The sequence below is a fragment of the Psychromarinibacter sediminicola genome, from assembly GCF_029168335.1.
In the GTDB taxonomy this organism is placed as follows: domain Bacteria; phylum Pseudomonadota; class Alphaproteobacteria; order Rhodobacterales; family Rhodobacteraceae; genus Psychromarinibacter; species Psychromarinibacter sediminicola.
The window spans coordinates 17,021-33,823 of sequence record NZ_JARGYC010000022.1; the positions used below are offsets into that span (position 1 = coordinate 17,021).

The window sequence follows — 16,803 nt, forward strand, 5'->3', positions numbered from 1 at the left end:
GCGCGGCAAGCCTTCTCAGTCTGGCGGGCAGGCGCCGTCGGCGCCGGCGGTGTTCGCCCGTGCCAGCAGGTCGCCCGCCGTGAGCCCGCGCAGCACCGGCACGAAGCGCGCGCCGCCATCGGTGCTGAGATCGGCGGCGATGGGCGCGTCCGGATCGGGCCCGCCGCCCGTGGCGCAGGCGGAGACGGACAGCGCGAGCCGGCCGCGCGTCGCCTCGGGCGCCGCCGCCGTCCACGCCCGGATCCGCGCCAGCAGCGCGCGCAGCCGGGCCGCGTCGTCCGGGGACAGCGCCCAGAGATCGCCCCGGGAGGTCAGCGCGTAGCGGCCCGTCAGACGCGCGCCGGTGTCGGCGCGGGTGGCGCCGATGTCCAGCACGGCGGCGCCGGGCGGCACGACCAGCCCCGGCGGCAGCGCGATGCGCGCGACGATGCGTGCCGGGTCGGTCGTCAGCGGGTCCAGCGCCGACAGCCGGGCCACCCCGGCAGGGTCGAGCGCGGCACAGCCCGCAAGGCCGAGCGACAGCGCGGCGGCACGAAGGAAGGGCAGCATGAGAATTCTCCTTGAAACATGATTGAATTAATGTAAAACGATAAAAAATGATTCCACAAGAGGATACCATGGAAGACCTGAAAAAGCTTCGCCGCTGGGCCGTGCCGCTGCAGGTCGGCGCCATCCTGGCGATGGTCGCCCTGAGCCTTGCGGTCGGGTTGGGCATCGCCTTTGCCGACTTGCCCGACGACCTGCGCCGCGCGGCGGGCCTGGGCGACGGGGTGCAGCTGGACACGTCCCGCCGGGTCGCGGTGGGCGCCCTCGGCGCGCTGCCGGCCCTGGCGATGATCTACGTGCTGGGACAAATGGCGGCGCTGTTCGCGCTCTATGCGGCGGGCGAGGCGCTGAGCGTGCGCTGCGCGCGTCGCCTTCTGAACATCGGTGCCGGTCTTTTCGCGGGTGTGGTGCTGGAACTGGTGGCCCGGCCGGCGCAGATCCTGCTGGCCAGCCTGGCGAACCCGCCGGGCCAGCAGGTGCTGTCCCTCGGGGTCGAGGGCGCCGATCTCGGCCAGATCCTGGCGGCCGGGCTGCTTGTCACCGTCGGCTGGACGATGCGCGAGGCGGCGCGGATCGCCGAGGAGAACCGGGGGTTCGTGTGATGCGGATCGTCGTGCGGCTGGACGTGATGCTCGCGCGGCGCAAGATGCGCTCGCGCGAGCTGGCCGAGAAGGTGGGGATCACCGAGCAGAACATCTCGCTGCTGAAATCCGGCAAGGTGAAGGGCATCCGGTTCGAGACGCTGGCGCGGATCTGCGAGGTGCTGGACTGCCAGCCCGGCGACCTGCTGGAGGCCGTTGCGGACGGCGAGTGACGGGCGGGGGGCTCTTGGCCCCGGGCCGGAAAACTGGTCGGGACGCTGCGCTGCGCGAACGCCTGCCACTTGATCGAAAACCGGACTCCCTATACATCGGCGTGCATGACTCCGGTTTTCGATCTCGGCGACCGCGTGCGTCTGCGCGAACGGTTCCACGGCGCCACCCGGTCGGTGCTGGCCCGCCTATGAGGCGGTGCCGCTGCCGCACGACCTGAGACGAAACGCTATCCACGGAGAGAGGAACCGATGACCGCTCCGAAGACATTGTACGACAAGATCTGGGACGCCCACCTGGTCCACGAGGCCGAGGACGGGACATCCCTGCTGTATATCGACCGCCACCTGGTGCACGAGGTCACCAGCCCGCAGGCCTTCGAGGGGCTGCGCATGGCCGGCCGCACGGTGCGCGCGCCGGACAAGACCATCGCGGTGCCCGACCACAACGTGCCGACCACGCTGGACCGCGCGAACGGCATCAAGAACGAGGAAAGCCGCATCCAGGTCGAGGCGCTGGACCGCAATGCCAAGGATTTCGGGATCCACTACTATCCCGTGTCCGACCTGCGGCAGGGGATCGTGCATATCGTCGGCCCCGAGAACGGCTGGACCCTGCCGGGGATGACGGTGGTCTGCGGCGACTCGCATACGGCGACGCACGGGGCGTTCGGCGCCCTGGCCCACGGCATCGGCACGTCCGAGGTGGAGCATGTGCTGGCCACCCAGACGCTGATCCAGTCGAAGTCGAAGAACATGAAGGTCGAGATCACCGGCGAGCTGCGCCCCGGGGTGACGGCCAAGGACATCACCCTGTCGGTCATCGGCCGCACCGGGACGGCGGGCGGCACCGGCCATGTCATCGAGTATTGCGGCGAGGCGATCCGCGAATTGTCGATGGAAGGGCGGATGACCGTCTGCAACATGGCGATCGAGGGCGGCGCGCGCGCCGGTCTGATCGCGCCGGACGAGAAGACGTTCGAATACATCAAGGGCCGCAGCCACGCGCCGAAGGGCGCCCAGTGGGAAGCGGCGATGGAGTGGTGGAAGACGCTGTTCTCGGACGAGGACGCGCATTGGGACAAGGTGATCACCATCCGCGGCGAGGATATCGCGCCGGTCGTCACCTGGGGGACGAGTCCCGAGGACGTGCTGCCGATCGACGCCGTCGTCCCCGCGCCCGAGGACTTCCAGGGCGGCAAGGTCGAGGCGGCGAAGCGGTCGCTGGACTACATGGGGTTGCAGCCGGGCACCAAGCTGTCGGATGTCGAGATCGACACGGTGTTCATCGGCTCCTGCACCAACGGCCGGATCGAGGACCTGCGCGCCGCGGCCGCGGTGCTGAAGGGCAAGAAGATCAAGGCGGGGCTGCGCGCCATGGTGGTGCCGGGCTCCGGCCTGGTGCGGGCACAGGCCGAGGAAGAGGGTCTGGCCGACATTTTCCAGGAGGCCGGGTTCGAGTGGCGCCTGGCGGGCTGTTCGATGTGCCTGGCGATGAACCCCGACCAGCTTGCGCCGGGCGAACGCTGTGCCTCGACGTCCAACCGCAACTTCGAGGGGCGGCAGGGCTACAAGGGCCGCACGCACCTGATGTCGCCCGCCATGGCGGCGGCGGCAGCGGTGACCGGCAAGCTGACCGACGTGCGCGAGATGATGTGATCCGCGCTCGTCAGCCCCTGCGGGCCTTCCTCGCGAAGAGGGACTGCAGGGACCGATGAGCGCCCCCTGGAGACAAAGACATGGACAAGTTCACCACCCTGACCGGCATCGCCGCGCCCCTGCCGATGGTCAATGTCGACACCGACATGATCATCCCCAAGCAGTTCCTGAAGACGATCAAGCGCGAGGGGCTGGGCGTCAATCTCTTCGACGAGATGCGCTATGACCGCCAGGGCAACGAGATCCCCGAATTCGTGCTGAACAAGCCGCAATACCGCGACGCCGAGATCCTGATCGGCGGCGAGAATTTCGGCTGCGGCTCGTCGCGGGAACACGCGCCCTGGGCGATCAAGGATTTCGGCATCCGCTGCGTCATCGCGCCCAGCTTCGCCGACATCTTCTTCAACAACTGCTTCAAGAACGGCATTCTTCCCATTGCCCTGCCTCAGGAACAGGTCGACATCCTGATGAAGGACGCCGAGAAGGGCGCCAATGCGCGGATGACCGTGGACCTGGAAAAGCAGGAGATCACGACCTCGGACGGCGAGGTGATTTCCTTCCAGGTCGACCCGTTCCGCAAGCACTGCCTGCTGAACGGGCTCGACGATATCGGCCTGACGATGGAAAAGGCGGCGCGGATCGACGCTTTCGAGGCAAATCTCGAACAATCCCGTCCCTGGGTCTGACTTGGGGCTAAATCCCCTGAAACTACTAGATGTTGGGCCGTGCCTTTGGCGCGGCCCATTTGTGTTATCAAAATGATGCAATAGCGCACCACTTACTCCACGAAAACGCCCGAATCTTTTTGTTATCTTTTCCAGGCACTTGCTGGGGAAATTGAAAGTAGGCAAAAATTGGGCAAAGTTGAGGCAATCCGCCGCAATCGGCGGGATCAAAGTGGAACAAGGGCGCGGCATCGCACCGCTCCTGGCCAGTTTGAGGGAAAAGAGCGGTGATATCGCGACTTGCAGGCGCCCTTTTGCGCGCCCTCCTTGTGGTGTTGCTTATCGCGACGCCATCGCTCCTGTTGCCAGGGGTCACGTCCGACGTCACGCAGATCGTGGCGCTCGTCGCCATTTTCGCAGCCGCGCTCACCATCTTCGAATACGCCTCCGTCTATCCCGGCATCGTGGAATTCCGCAACGCCCCGCCGTTCAACCGCCTGCGCTATGCCGCGCTGTTGCTGATCGTCTTCCTGATCTCGATGGTCATCCGCGGCGAGACGACACCCTCTGCGCTGACCGCCCTGGTGACCGAGTTCGGCACCGGTATCGGCCGGGCCATCGACTTTCCCTATTCTCCGGTTCGCCAGATCGTCCTGCTGCTGCCCGAGGACACCTCGGCGATGCATATCGACCGGGTGCGCACCGCGGCGGGGATCAGCTATTTCTTCTCGATGCTCTCGCTCGCCGTCTTCTACTTCTTCGTGCGCGTGAAGAACTGGCCCCTGCACCGGGGGCCGTTCAATGTCTGGGTCAACCTGCCCACCTTCGACCCGACGACGGGCGGCGACGTGGTGCAGCGCCTGGAACGCGATGCGCGTTTTAACATTGTGGTAGGGTTTACCATGCCATTCATCATCCCGGCGGTGTTGAAGGCGGCCGAGTCGCTGTTCGGCCAGGTGACGCTGGACAACCCGCAGTCGATGGTATGGATCGTGGCGGCATGGGCCTTTCTACCGGCAAGCCTTCTGATGCGCGGCCTGGCGATGGGACGCATCGCCGCGCTGATCGAGCGCAAGCGCGCCAGCGCCATCCGCGCGCGCGAGCGCGAGGGGTTGGCGGCGGCCTGATCCTCCTGTTCCTTGCGGTCGGGGCGGCCTGGGCCGTTGCGCCCGCCTGGGCCGAAACGCTGCGCGTCGCCACCTGGCATGTCGAGATGCAGCGCCGCGGCCCCGGCCTGCTGCTGCGCGACATCGAGCGGGGCGAAGACCCGGACGTCGCGGCCGTGGTCGACACTATCGCGCATAACTCCCCCGACATCCTGCTTCTGACCGGCTTCGACTGGGACCATGGCCTTGCCGCCGCGCGGGCGCTGGAGGCGCGGCTGGACGCCGCCGGCGCGGGCTATCCGTACCTGTTCGCGCGGCGGCCGAACAGCGGTCTGGCGACCGGGCTGGACATGGATGGCGACGGCCGGACCGGCGGGCCGCGCGATGCGCAGGGGTTCGGCTGGTATGCGGGGCAGGGGGCGATGGTCCTGCTGTCGCGGCTGCCGGTGCGCGCGGCGGCGGCGCGCGACTTCAGCGCCGTGCGGTGGCGCGACTTTCCCGGCGCTCTGCTGCCCGAGGTCGACGGGCACCCGTTTCCGTCCGAGACGGCGCTCGCGGCGCAACGGTTGTCGACGACCGGGCACTGGGACGTGCCGGTGACGCTGCCCGACGGCGGCGCGCTGCACCTTCTTTGCTTCTACGCCGGGCCGCCGATCTTCGACGGGCCCGAGGACCGAAACGGCCGGCGGAACCACGACGAGGTGGCCTTCTGGTCCGCCTATCTGGACGGCGCCCTGCCGCAGCCGGCCCCGGCGACGCCGGTCGTGGTGCTGGGCAATGCGAACCTCGATCCGGCGGACGGCGAGGGGCGGCGCGCCGCGATCTCCGACCTGCTGGCGCATGCGCGGCTGCAGGATCCGGCGCCGGCCAGCGCGGGCGCGGCAGAGGCGGCGCGGCTGGACGACGGGGTGAACGCGGGGCAGTCCGGCGACCCCGCGCGCGACACGGCCGACTGGAGCGATACGGACGGGCCGGGCAACCTGCGCGTGAGCTACGTGCTGCCGGATGCCCGGCTGTCGGTGGCCGGGGCGGGCGTGGTCTGGCCGGCGAAGGACGACCCGCTGCGGCGACTGATCGAGGGAGAGGATCTGCCGCGCCACAGGCTGGTCTGGGTCGATCTGGAGGTTCCCGCCCGATAGCGCGGGACGAGGTGCGACGAGGCGGATCGCGACCCTGCCGACCCCGCGGGCCATTCTTGACCCTCCCGCGCCCTCGGGATAGGCGAACCGCACCCAGTCCAGACGCCACCGAAGGAACCCCGCGCCATGTCCAATCCCTCGCTCCTGATCCTGCCCGGCGACGGCATCGGCCCCGAAGTCATGGCCGAGGTCCGCAAGGTCATCGACTGGTTCGGAGCGAAGCGCGACCTGGCCTTCGACGTGAGCGAGGATCTCGTCGGCGGCTGCGCCTATGACGCGCATGGCACGCCGCTGACCGACGCGACGATGGCGCGCGCGCAGGAGGTCGACGCCGTCCTGCTCGGCGCGGTGGGCGGGCCGAAATACGACCAGCTCGACTTTTCGGTGAAGCCCGAGCGCGGCCTCCTGCGCCTGCGCAAGGAGATGGACCTTTATGCCAACCTGCGCCCGGCGCAATGCTTCGACGCGCTGGCCGAGTTCTCCTCGCTGAAGCCCGAGGTGGTCGGCGGGCTGGACATCATGATCATCCGCGAGCTGACCTCGGGCGTCTATTTCGGCGAGCCGCGCGGCATCGTCCGGGAGGGCAACGAGCGCGTCGGCATCAACACCCAGCGCTACACCGAAAGCGAGATCGCCCGCGTCGCCCGGTCGGCCTTCGAACTGGCGCGCAAGCGGGACAACAAGGTCTGCTCGATGGAGAAGGCCAACGTGATGGAGTCGGGCGTGCTGTGGCGCGACGTGGTGCAGGAGATCCACGACGCCGAATACCCCGACGTGGAACTGAGCCACATGTATGCCGACGCCGGTGCGATGCAGCTGACCCGCTGGCCCAAGCAGTTCGACGTGATCGTGACCGACAACCTGTTCGGCGACCTGCTGTCGGACCTCGCCGCGATGCTGACCGGCAGCCTCGGCATGCTGCCCTCGGCCAGCCTGGGCGCCCCGATGGCCAACGGCCGGCCCAAGGCGCTGTACGAGCCCGTCCACGGCTCGGCCCCCGACATCGCCGGGCAGGGCAAGGCCAACCCGATCGCCTGCATCCTGTCGTTCGCCATGGCGCTGCGCTACTCGTTCGACGCGGGCGACGAGGCGCAGCGGCTGGAGAGCGCGGTGAACGCCGTGCTGGCCGACGGGCTGCGGACCGCCGACCTGCTGGGGCAGGAGGGGGTCGAGCCGGTCACCACGGCCCAGATGGGCGATGCCATCCTGGCGAAGCTCGACGCCTCGCTCTGATCCGGGGCGCGGACCGGACGGTCGCTGCCGGTTGACGGCGGCGGCGAAGGGGGCATTGTTCGCGGTAACACCGTTCGGGAACCTCCCATGTCCGACGCCTCCGGATCCAACCTGAAGGGCGCGCTCTTCGCGCTCGCGGGCTTCGCGCTCTTCGCCTCGCACGACGTGGTCGTGAAGTGGCTGGGCGGCAGCCTGTCGACATTCCAGATTATCTTTTTCAGCGTGCTCCTGAGCCTGCCGCTCGTCATGCTGATGCTGATGCGCGACGCGACCGAGGGCACGCTGATCCCGGTACATCCCTGGTGGACGGCGCTGCGCACGGGCTCGGCCGTGGTCACCGGCCTGTGCGTCTTCTACGCCTTCGCCACCCTGCCGCTGGCGCAGGTCTACGCGATCATCTTCGCGATGCCGCTGATCATCACCGTGCTGTCGATCCCGATCCTGGGCGAGCGCGTGGGCTGGCACCGCTGGGCGGCGGTGGTCGTCGGGCTGTGCGGAGTGCTGGTCGTGCTGCGCCCCGGCGCGGCGCCGCTCACGCTGGGCCACCTTGCCGCGATGGTTGGGGCCTTCACCGGCTCCTTTGTCTCCATCGTCGTGCGCAAGATCGGCCAGGACGAACGCAACGCGGTGCTCATGCTATATCCGCTGATGGCGAATTTCCTGGTGATGGCGGCGGTGCTGCCCTTCGTCTACGTCCCGATGCAGATCGGGGAGCTGGGGCTGATCGGCCTGATGGCGGTGCTGGCCTTCGCGGCCAGCCGGCTGATGATCCAGGCCTACAAGGCCGGCGACGCGGCGATCGTCGCGCCGATGCAGTATTCCCAGATGATCTGGGCCGCGATCTACGGCAGCCTGTTCTTTGCCGAGCGGATCGACGGCTGGACCTGGACCGGGACGGGGATCATCGTGGCCAGCGGCGTCTATATCGTGCTGCGGGAGAGCCTTTCGGGCATCTCGCGGATGACCCCCGTGCTGCGCACGCGCTCGCGGGCGGAGACGGGGACGTCGCCCCGGGTTTCGATGCTGCTGCGTCTGGCGGGGCGCCCGCCGCTGCGCCGCAAATGAAGCCCTTGCAAATCCCTCTGCGACTCGCTAATCGACCCGCCACGGTCGGAGTGTAGCTCAGCCTGGTAGAGCACTGTCTTCGGGAGGCAGGGGTCGTAGGTTCGAATCCTGCCACTCCGACCAAGAAATCAATCAGATAGCAGACTTGCGCCGCACCGGCTGTCGCACGCCTCGCGGGCGTCGCCGGGTGGATCGGGACGATGGGCAGCAGGGCCGGCCCAATCAGGCCCTTCCGTCCTGCGCGGCGACCGGCGCAAGGTCATTCGTCCCGGGGTGCCGCGCCGTCCGGCGAATTCTGTCGCCCCGTTCTTGCGCCGCGCATGTAGTGCCTCTCGGGCCTGTAGCGGGCGCGTCCGATCCGGCCAAACCATGTCGCGACCGCGCTCAGGAGGTGTCGGGGGACGCGCCGTTTTCCGACGGGCTTCATGTGTCCGGGTCCTCTCGTATCCAGTGGTGTGACGGCGGGGCGCTTCAGCCCTCGGGGGCGCCGCGATGCCGCGCCCAGTCGCGCCTGCGAAGCTTCAGGAGAACCTGCCCGGCCGAGAACAGGAGCACTGCGACGGACAGCCCGACGAAGGTTGCGCTGATCGGTCGCGTCACGAAGGTCGACCAATCGCCGCGCGACAAGAGCAGGGCGCGCCGGAAGTTCTCTTCCATCATCGGGCTCAGGATGAAGCCGAGCAGCAGCGGCGCGGGCGGAAATCTCAGAAGCTTCATGCCGTAGCCGACGATGCCGAACAGGATCACGAGGAAGATGTCGAAGACCGAGCTGTTGATGCTGTAGACCCCGATGCAGACCAGAACCAGGATGATCGGGTAGAGCGTCGAATAGGGAATCTGCAGAAGCCGTGTCCAGATCCCGACGAGCGGGATGTTCAGGATCACCAGGATGGCGTTGCCGATCACGAAACTGACGACGAGGCCCCAGAACATCTGCGGCTGTTCCGAGACGAGGCCGGGACCGGGATTGATCCCGTGGATCATCAGGGCGCCGATCATCACGGCCATCACCGCGTCGCCCGGCACACCCAGGGTCAGGGTCGGGATGAAGGCGGTTTGTGCGGTCGCGTTGTTGGCGCTTTCCGGCGCGGTCACCCCTTCGATCGCGCCCTGGCCGAAGGCTTCCGGACGGCGCGAGACCCGCTTTTCGAGCGCATAGGCGATGAAGACGGCCATCGACGCCCCGGCCCCGGGGAGCGTGCCGCAGATCGCGCCGACGCCGGAACCGCGGCCGATCGCCGGCCACGAGCGCCGCAGCTCGTCGCGGCTCGGAAGCATCTTTCTGAACCGGAAACTCTCGGGCTTCATGTCGCGCTTCTGATGCGCGGTCGCCATCACCTCGGCGACGCCGAAGATGCCCATCGCGACCGCGACGATGCTGAGGCCGTCCGCGATGCCCGGAATGCCGAACACGAAGCGGAACTGGCCGGAGGTGACATCCTGCCCGACGATCCCGAGGATCAGCCCCACGATGACCATCGAGATCGAGCGGAAGAAGCTGTCTCCGCCGATCGCGGCCGAGCCGAGCAGGGCGAACAGGATCAGCGAGAAGTATTCGGCGGCGCCGAACTCGAGCGCAAAGCGCGCAAGCACCGGCGCGAAGGCGGCGACGAGAACGATGCCGAAGAGCGAGCCGATCAGCGACGCGATGGCGGTCATGAACAGCGCCTGTCCGGCGCGGCCCTGCTTCGCCATCGGATAGCCGTCGAGGCAGGTCACGGCCGCCGGCGGCGTGCCGGGCAGGTTGAGCAGGATCGACGCCGTCGACGCCCCGTACTGGCCACCATAATAGATGCCGGCGAGCATGATGATGGCCTCGGTCGGGTCGATGTAGAAGGTGATCGGCAGCAGCATGGCGATGGCGGGCAGCGGCCCGACCCCGGGAAGCACGCCGACGATCATGCCGAGCGTGACGCCGAGCAGGCAGTAGAGCAGGGCGCTCCACGACAGCGCCACATCGGCCCCGAGCGCGAGATTGGCGAACAGGTCGGTCACAGCAGCCCCTCGACGACAGTGAAGGGCAGCCCGAGCCCGAGCACGAAGATCAGCCATGCGAGGACCGGCGTCGCGACCGCCAGCGCGACTGTGCCGGCCACGGTGCGCCGCGGCGCCGCGGGGCTCGCGACGCAGACGAGCGCGATGCAGGCCGGGGCGAGGCCCGCGCGCTCGAGCAGGAGAGCGAATGCGATCATCGAGGCGGGAACGAGAAGGCGGCTCTTCCAGGCCGCGGGGTCGCGATCGGCGTCCGGCCGATCCTCGGTTCCCCTGGCCTCGAAGATGGCGATGCACAGGCCGAGGCCGACGCAGGCGATGCCGAGGAGCAACGGATAGTATCCGGGGCCCATCCGGCTGGGGCTGCCAAGCTGCATGCCGAGCGCCTGCGCGATGACGAAGGCCCCGATCAGGCCCATCAGCCCGCCGGCGACGATCGCCGACGGATCCAACCGGTGCCGGACGTCCAGGATACGGCGCGGGGTCATGCTACCAGGCTCCCACCTTGGTGCCGGGATCGGCCATCGGAACCTCCGGGAAATGGACGCCGCGCTGGCCCGACAGGCCGCGGTTGTCGATGCGCGGCATCTCGGGTTCCGGCAGTCCGACCAGCCGGTCGCCCACGATCAGGTCGAGATCCTCGCCGTAGAGCTGGTCGATCAGGACCGCTTCGAGGTGCCTGCGCCTTTCGGCGAAGGAGTCGTTGCCGGACAGATCCTCCTGTTCGGCCGGATCGCGTTCGAGGTCGAAGAGCTGCATCCGGTTTCCGGCGGGATACCAGATCAGCTTGAACCTCTCGTCGCGCACCATCCGGCTGGCGCGCGCGCCGAGATGCGACTCGCCATAGAGATGCGCGCGGCGGTCGCCGCCGGCAAGGCTCAGCCCCTCGCATGTTGCGGGACCCTCGATCCCGGCCATGTCGAGCATCGTCGGCATCAGGTCGTGGAGCGTGGCCAGCCGGTCGTCGGTGCCGCCCATCGGGCCGCAGCGCTGGCGGCCGGCGCGATCGACGACGATCAGCGGAACCCTGGCGGAGTTGTCGTAGAGCAGGCGCTTGCCGTACAGCCCGTGATCCCCGAGCATGTCGCCGTGGTCGGACGCGAACACGATGATCGTATCGTCGAGGATGCCTTCCTCGCGGAGCGTTCCGATGATCAGCCGGAGCTGGTGGTCGATATGCGTGCAAAGCGCGTAGAACGCCCGGCGCATGTCGGCGAGCTGCTCGGGCGTCAGCGTGGCATAGTAGTTCCGGGTCGCGCGCACGACGAAGGGCAGATCTTCCGCCCGCGCCGACCAGTCGCCGCCGACCGGCGGCGGCATCTCGCGGCGCGTGTAGCGTTCGAGATAGCTGTCCAGCGGGACGAGCGGCGGATGCGGGTGGGTGAACGAGACGTGCCAGAAGGACGGCCGGGTGGGATCGCGCCGCTTGATCGTGCGCGCCGCCGTGCTTGCCGTCCAGTTCGTGACATGGGTGCGCTCGGGCAGGTGCCAGGTTCGCCAGCTGTATTCGTTGTTGCTCATGCCGTGCATGAACTGCTCGCCGGGGTAGCCGCAGTCGGCGAGGAACATCTCGTAGTCGTCGGGGCCGCCGAGATGGCCGCGCCCTTCTTCGGCGAGCTGTGCGTCATCGAAGCCGATGCGGTCGCGCGGCGGATAGACGTGGAGCTTGCCGGTGGCGAAGGTCTGATAGCCCGCCGCGCCGAAGGTGCCGGCCAGCGTTGGCGCGTCCGCGGGCATCGGCAGGTCGGGCTGGAAATCGCGGTCGCCATGCCCGCGCGAGGACATCCCCGTCATGATCGACCGGCGCGCCGGGATGCAGATCGGCGTCTGCGCGTAGCAGTTTGTGTATCGCGTACCGACCCTGGCAAGCTGGTCGATCGTCGGAGTTTCGATGGTGCCGTGCCCGGCGCAACCGAGAAGGTCGCCCGGCCACTGGTCGACGGTCACGAAGAGAACGTTGGGTTTCGCGGATGGCACGCCGGTCTTCTATACTGCTGTCATTGATTGATGTGGGCCGGCGGAGGAGTGTCCCCTCCGCCGATCTACGGTCACTGTTGCTTCTGCTGGGCCGCACCGGCCTGCTCGACCAGGTCGCTCAGCTTCTTGGACTCGCTCTCGATGAACGACTTGAAGTGCTCGGCGCTTTCGCCGACCAGCCCGATATTGAGGGCGGCAAAGCGCTCCTGCACGTCCGGCTTCGACATCGCCTCCCGCGTGGCCGCGTTCAGTTTCGAGACGATCGCGGCATCGGTGCCGTCCGGCACGCAGAAGCCGTGCCACGCGGTGTAGACCATGCCCTCGACGCCGGATTCCTCCATCGTCGGCACATCCGGAAGCGCGTCTACGCGCGAATCGCTGGTGACCGCAAGCGGCGTCACCTGGCCGTCCTCGATCGACGGGATCAGCGTGCCGTCGATGAAGGCGTCGACCTCGCCCGAGATCAGCGCCGTCCGCGCCGGTGCGGCGCCGTTATAGGGGATGTGGAGGGCCTCGATCCCCGCCAGCTGCTTGAAGTACTCGAAAGCCAGGTGCTGCGCCGAGCCGACGCCGGACGAGGCGTAGTTGAGCTCGCGGTCGCCCGAGCGCGCAACTTCGAGGAACTCCTCGATGGTCTCGATCTCGAGGCTGGGCCCGATGCCGAGGACGAGCGGAACCGAGGTGATCTGGATCACCGGCTCGAAATCCTCGAGCGGGTCGTAGGTCAGGTTCGCGTAGACATGCGGATTGATCCCCATCGTGCCGATCTCGCACATCACGACGGTGTAGCCATCGGGATCGGCCTTCGCGACCTCGCCGGTCGCGATCGTGCCGCCGGCACCGGCGCGGTTCTCAACGACGATCGGCTGCCCGAGGGCTTCGGACATCGGCTCGCTCAGGGTGCGGGCGATGCGGTCGTTGTTGCCGCCGGCCGAATAGGGCACGATGACATGCACGGGTTCGGTCGGCCAGCTTTCCTGCGCGGTCAGCGTGCCGGCGGGCAGCACGCCCAGGGCCAGGGCGGTCGCTGTGCAGAGCTTGGTTGTATGGTTCATGGTCCTCCTCCTGGAAATCTCCCCGCGCCGGGCTTCCTCCCGGCGCTTGCGCTGACATTCGGTGACCCCGGCGCTATGATCTAATAAGCAACGCTTATTGAAGGCGGGGACCGGAGGCGACATGGATCAGGGCCAACTCGAAGCGGTGGTCATCCTGAGCGAGGAACTGCACTTTGCCAACGCCGCGCGCCGGCTCGGGATAAGCCAGCCGGCGCTGTCCCAGAAGCTGCACAAGCTGGAGGCCGATCTCGGCGTGTCGTTGTTCTCGCGCTCGCAGCGCCGCGTCCGGCTGACCGAGGCCGGCAAGCTGTTCCTGGTCCAGGCCCGGGCGGCGCTCTACGAGATCGAGCGCGCGATCCGCACCGCGCGGAACGCGGCGAAGGGGCAGATCGGAAGTCTCAGCATCGGGTTCGTCGAGAACGCGAGCCAGAATGTCCTTCCCAAGGCCGTCTCCGCCTTTCGCAACAAGTATCCCGACGTGGATCTCCGCCTGAGCGAGATGATCTCGACCGAGCTTTTCGAGAAACTCCTCACCGAGCGGATCGACATGGCTCTGATGCGTCCGGTGAAGACCGATCCGTCGCTCGAGACGCAACTCGTCTTGAGCGAATCCTATGTCGCCGCGCTTCCCGTCGACCATCCGCTGACGTCGCAGGCCGCCGTTCGTATCAGCGACCTCGCGGCCTATCCGCTCATCATGGCGGCCGGCGCCAAGGCGACGTATCTCCGCAGCCAGTTCATGTCCCATTTCGCGCGGCGCGGCTATGAAATGAGCGTAGGCCAGGAGGTGAACCAGCTGCCGGCGATCATCGGCCTGGTGAGCAGCGGCGTCGGCTATGCCCTGCTTCCGGAATCGTCGGTGACGATGAGCGCGCTCGATGTCGAGTACCGGCCCCTGGCGGACCCCGACGCCCCCAGCGCCGACCTGATCGTGGCATGGCGGAGCGGCGCGACCAACCCGATCATCAAGCCCTTTGCCGACTGTCTCCCGATCCCGAAGCGCGGCGACTACGCCTAGCTTCGGTGCCCGTATCGCGTGGCCGATACGGCGCGCTTGCCCCCACCAAGCCTGTCGAAAGGCCCGAATGCAGGGGCGGCTGCCGTCCCGCTCCGGCTTTGACCACCGAGGAGCGCGTGGTCTAGAACGGGAGACGACACTTAGAACAGCCGGATCGCCGAGCCTCGATATGCCCCGTCTTCCCTCCTGGCTCTGGCTGATACTCTTCTTTTTCCTCGTCAGCTTCCTGGCGCTGGACGGGGTCCGCGACGGCCAGCCCTGGGCCGCGTTCCTGCAGTCGGACGATTTCGCGCTGATCGCCTACGAGACCTCGCAGCTCTTCGTACTCGAGGGCACCGCCCTGCCGGAGGACGGCCAGGACGTTCCCTGGCAGCTGATGCTGGCCGCGTTCCTGGCGCCCGTCGTGACGATCCTCGCATTCCTTCAGCTGATCTGGCGCGACATCGTCGCCAGCGTCTCCGCCTTCCTCCACCGCTACGTCTACCGCAATCACGTCGTGGTCATCGGCTACGGCTGGAGAGGGCAGGCGTTCAGCCGGGACGCCCTGGCCAAGGGCTACCGGGTCGTCGCGGTCGACAGCCGGGCGGACGCCCTCCGCACCCCGGCCGACGACCGGCGCCGGTTTCGCCTGCTGCAGGGCGACGCGCGCGCCATGGACCTCGTGAAGGTCACCGGGGCGCATCGCGCCACGGCGGTCGTTGTCTTTTGCGGCGGCACGCATGCCGGCGTCTCCGTCGCCCGCGCGGTCTCGGCGGCGCTCGGACGGACCCGGCGACCGAAGGACAGGCTGCCGCGGGTGATCTGCCACGCGCGGGCCTCGGTCCAGCGCGACCAGGTCATCGAGGACCAGAGCCTGACCGAAAGCCCGGATGCGAAGATCGAGTTCTACAGTCCCGAAGAGGCGGTGGCCCGCGCCTTCGTTCGCAGATTTCCGCCCCGCACCTTCGCCGGCTACTACCGCCAGGACAGACCCCGGGTCGCGGTCGTCGGCGACGGCGCGCTGGCCCGCGAGATCGTGCAGCATGTCGCGGTCCTGTCGCAGGTCTCCGACGGCTCCTGCCCGGAGATCACGCTCTTCACCGCGGATCCGACGCAGTTCGAGGATCTCGCCGCGCGGCTCGCGCCGGTCTGCGCGATGCACATGGTGCGTGCCGACCTGCCCCGGGGCGACGGCTGGCGCGCGGAGTTCCTCGAACGGGCGAAACGGCTGACCCAGGTCGTGGTCTGCACGGATCGGGCCGGACTGGCCGCCGACCTCGCCCTGGCCCTGCGCAAGGACACCGAAACGCTGCTCTGGCGGACCCCGCCGGTGTTTCTGGGCCCGCACGAGCACGGGACCGAACCGGACCCGACCCGAACGGCCACGGCCCGGCCGTTTCCCTCGACGCTCGTCACGGCCTTCGGCGACAGCGCGTCGTTTCTTGGCTGGGACCATGTCGTCGCGCAACGGCAGGACACACTCGCGCGCGCCAACCACGAGGCCTACCTGCAGAAGCTCCGCCGAGAGACCGGCCACCTGGATCCCGTCGCGAAGCCCGCAGCGCGGCCGTGGTCCGACCTTGGCGTAAGCTTCCGGGCGTCGAACAGGTCCTTCGTCGATCACATCACGCAGAAACTGGCGCTGGTCGGCTGCGTGCTGGCCCCGGATAACGGGACCGCACAGCACCGCTTCGACGACGCGGAGATCGACATGATGGCCCGGGCCGAACACAACCGCTGGCGCGCCGAGCGTCTGGCGGCCGGCTGGACACATGGCGAAAGCCGCGACGACATGCGCCTGCGCCATCCCGACCTCGTGGATTGGGAGGCGCTGCCGGACGCGACCAGGGCCTACGACATCGCCCTTGTCCGCGCGATCCCCGAGATCGTGCAGGCCGCCGGCTACCGCGTCGCCCCGCTGACACGGATCGGTGTCTCGGGGCATCGTGACCGGCGCATTTCCGCGGAGAACCGCAGGCTGGTCGCCGCCATCGACGTCGCCCTGAAAGACATCCAAAGCGCGTGTCCCGGCCACGTGTTCGAGGTGGTCTCGCCCCTGGCCGAGGGGGCGGACCGGTTGGTCGCGCGTCGGGCCATGGCCCTTCTCGACGCACGGCTCACGGCGGTTCTGCCCTTCCGGATGGACCTCTACCGGCAGGACTTCGTGCATACGGGCGGGGCGAACGCGGCCGAGCGGACGCGGCACTCGCTCGCGGAATTCCAGCACCTGCTCGACGAAGCGACGACCGTCTTCGAATTGCCGGCCCTCGCGGAGGACACCGACATCGACCAACTCAGGACCCGGCAATACGAGGCCGCCGGCGCCTGGCTCCTGCAGCATTGCGACCGCATGGTTCTGGTCTGGGACGGCAACCCGGCCCGGGGCCAGGGCGGGACCGGCGATGTCGCGGGATGGGCGCACGACGGCGACCTGCCGGAGCGCCTCCGCTGGCCGGGCGCGCGCCACCGGCTCGCCACACCCCATATCGTCGCTTTCGAGCGGTAGGCCAAAGGCCGCTTGGCCGGAGCGCTTGCCGCGGGGTAAGATGCCCCCGCAA

Annotated in this window: 15 protein-coding genes and 1 tRNA gene; 11 read left to right on the forward strand and 5 right to left on the reverse strand. The window is 68.2% G+C overall.

From position 1 onward, the window contains the following. Window positions 1–15 precede the first annotated feature (15 nt). Window positions 16–549, reverse strand: a complete 534-nt coding sequence (locus tag P1J78_RS10165; RefSeq protein ID WP_275567238.1) for a hypothetical protein — start codon at window positions 547–549, stop codon at window positions 16–18. Between the two features lie 68 nt (window positions 550–617). Here P1J78_RS10165 and P1J78_RS10170 point away from each other — a divergent pair, with 68 nt between their 5' ends. The 9 genes from P1J78_RS10170 (at window position 618) to P1J78_RS10210 (ending at window position 8,347) form a co-directional block, all read left to right on the forward strand. Continuing rightward, window positions 618–1,148: a DUF2975 domain-containing protein gene (locus tag P1J78_RS10170; RefSeq protein ID WP_275567239.1), complete on the forward strand. Its 531-nt coding sequence runs from the start codon at window positions 618–620 to the stop codon at window positions 1,146–1,148. Beyond that, window positions 1,148–1,360, forward strand: a complete 213-nt coding sequence (locus P1J78_RS10175; RefSeq protein ID WP_275567240.1) for a helix-turn-helix domain-containing protein — start codon at window positions 1,148–1,150, stop codon at window positions 1,358–1,360. The genes P1J78_RS10170 and P1J78_RS10175 overlap by 1 nt, the downstream gene beginning before the upstream one ends. 249 nt (window positions 1,361–1,609) lie before the next feature. Beyond that, complete coding sequence (leuC, locus tag P1J78_RS10180; RefSeq protein WP_275567241.1) at window positions 1,610–3,016, forward strand: 3-isopropylmalate dehydratase large subunit; 1,407 nt, start codon at window positions 1,610–1,612, stop codon at window positions 3,014–3,016. A gap of 80 nt (window positions 3,017–3,096) precedes the next feature. Further along, entirely contained in the window at window positions 3,097–3,702 is a 606-nt protein-coding gene (leuD, locus tag P1J78_RS10185; protein WP_275567242.1) for a 3-isopropylmalate dehydratase small subunit, read from the forward strand. A 311-nt stretch (window positions 3,703–4,013) separates the two neighbouring features. Then, entirely contained in the window at window positions 4,014–4,808 is a 795-nt protein-coding gene (locus P1J78_RS10190; RefSeq protein ID WP_309568125.1) for a hypothetical protein, read from the forward strand. Between the two features lie 86 nt (window positions 4,809–4,894). After that, window positions 4,895–5,926, forward strand: coding sequence for an endonuclease/exonuclease/phosphatase family protein (locus P1J78_RS10195; RefSeq protein ID WP_275567243.1), 1,032 nt, complete (start codon window positions 4,895–4,897; stop codon window positions 5,924–5,926). Between the two features lie 126 nt (window positions 5,927–6,052). After that, complete coding sequence (gene leuB / locus P1J78_RS10200; protein WP_275567244.1) at window positions 6,053–7,159, forward strand: 3-isopropylmalate dehydrogenase; 1,107 nt, start codon at window positions 6,053–6,055, stop codon at window positions 7,157–7,159. A gap of 87 nt (window positions 7,160–7,246) precedes the next feature. Further along, window positions 7,247–8,224 carry a DMT family transporter gene (locus P1J78_RS10205; protein WP_275567245.1) on the forward strand — a complete coding sequence of 326 codons (978 nt, stop codon included), beginning with the start codon at window positions 7,247–7,249 and terminating at the stop codon, window positions 8,222–8,224. Window positions 8,225–8,270: 46 nt separating this feature from the next. After that, window positions 8,271–8,347: transfer RNA gene (locus P1J78_RS10210), tRNA-Pro, on the forward strand. A 348-nt stretch (window positions 8,348–8,695) separates the two neighbouring features. Here the strand turns inward: P1J78_RS10210 and P1J78_RS10215 are convergent. From P1J78_RS10215 to P1J78_RS10230, 4 genes are all read right to left on the reverse strand, one after another. After that, window positions 8,696–10,276 carry a tripartite tricarboxylate transporter permease gene (locus P1J78_RS10215; protein ID WP_374213233.1) on the reverse strand — a complete coding sequence of 527 codons (1,581 nt, stop codon included), beginning with the start codon at window positions 10,274–10,276 and terminating at the stop codon, window positions 8,696–8,698. Further along, window positions 10,216–10,704: a tripartite tricarboxylate transporter TctB family protein gene (locus tag P1J78_RS10220; protein ID WP_275567247.1), complete on the reverse strand. Its 489-nt coding sequence runs from the start codon at window positions 10,702–10,704 to the stop codon at window positions 10,216–10,218. Before P1J78_RS10220 ends, P1J78_RS10215 begins: the two co-directional genes overlap by 61 nt. Before the next feature lies 1 nt (window position 10,705). Next, entirely contained in the window at window positions 10,706–12,193 is a 1,488-nt protein-coding gene (locus P1J78_RS10225) for a sulfatase-like hydrolase/transferase (RefSeq protein ID WP_275567248.1), read from the reverse strand. 71 nt (window positions 12,194–12,264) lie between these two features. Further along, window positions 12,265–13,248 (reverse strand): Bug family tripartite tricarboxylate transporter substrate binding protein, encoded by a 984-nt coding sequence (locus tag P1J78_RS10230; protein ID WP_275567249.1) that lies wholly within the window; start codon window positions 13,246–13,248, stop codon window positions 12,265–12,267. A gap of 97 nt (window positions 13,249–13,345) precedes the next feature. Between P1J78_RS10230 and P1J78_RS10235 the strand changes: the two genes are divergently transcribed. Together P1J78_RS10235 and P1J78_RS10240 are read left to right on the forward strand one after the other, a co-directional pair. After that, complete coding sequence (locus tag P1J78_RS10235) at window positions 13,346–14,266, forward strand: LysR family transcriptional regulator (RefSeq protein WP_275567250.1); 921 nt, start codon at window positions 13,346–13,348, stop codon at window positions 14,264–14,266. A 169-nt stretch (window positions 14,267–14,435) separates the two neighbouring features. Beyond that, entirely contained in the window at window positions 14,436–16,751 is a 2,316-nt protein-coding gene (locus tag P1J78_RS10240) for a RyR domain-containing protein (protein WP_275567251.1), read from the forward strand. Window positions 16,752–16,803: the final 52 nt, after the last annotated feature.

Coding starts and splice junctions, on each gene's coding strand:
- P1J78_RS10165 (WP_275567238.1), bottom strand. CDS start 549: ATGCTGCCCTTCCTTCGTGCCGCCGCGCTGTCGCTCGGCCTTGCGGGC.
- P1J78_RS10170 (WP_275567239.1), top strand. CDS start 618: ATGGAAGACCTGAAAAAGCTTCGCCGCTGGGCCGTGCCGCTGCAGGTC.
- P1J78_RS10175 (WP_275567240.1), top strand. CDS start 1,148: ATGCGGATCGTCGTGCGGCTGGACGTGATGCTCGCGCGGCGCAAGATG.
- leuC (WP_275567241.1), top strand. CDS start 1,610: ATGACCGCTCCGAAGACATTGTACGACAAGATCTGGGACGCCCACCTG.
- leuD (WP_275567242.1), top strand. CDS start 3,097: ATGGACAAGTTCACCACCCTGACCGGCATCGCCGCGCCCCTGCCGATG.
- P1J78_RS10195 (WP_275567243.1), top strand. CDS start 4,895: ATGCAGCGCCGCGGCCCCGGCCTGCTGCTGCGCGACATCGAGCGGGGC.
- leuB (WP_275567244.1), top strand. CDS start 6,053: ATGTCCAATCCCTCGCTCCTGATCCTGCCCGGCGACGGCATCGGCCCC.
- P1J78_RS10205 (WP_275567245.1), top strand. CDS start 7,247: ATGTCCGACGCCTCCGGATCCAACCTGAAGGGCGCGCTCTTCGCGCTC.
- P1J78_RS10215 (WP_374213233.1), bottom strand. CDS start 10,276: ATGGCTGATCTTCGTGCTCGGGCTCGGGCTGCCCTTCACTGTCGTCGA.
- P1J78_RS10220 (WP_275567247.1), bottom strand. CDS start 10,704: ATGACCCCGCGCCGTATCCTGGACGTCCGGCACCGGTTGGATCCGTCG.
- P1J78_RS10230 (WP_275567249.1), bottom strand. CDS start 13,248: ATGAACCATACAACCAAGCTCTGCACAGCGACCGCCCTGGCCCTGGGC.
- P1J78_RS10240 (WP_275567251.1), top strand. CDS start 14,436: ATGCCCCGTCTTCCCTCCTGGCTCTGGCTGATACTCTTCTTTTTCCTC.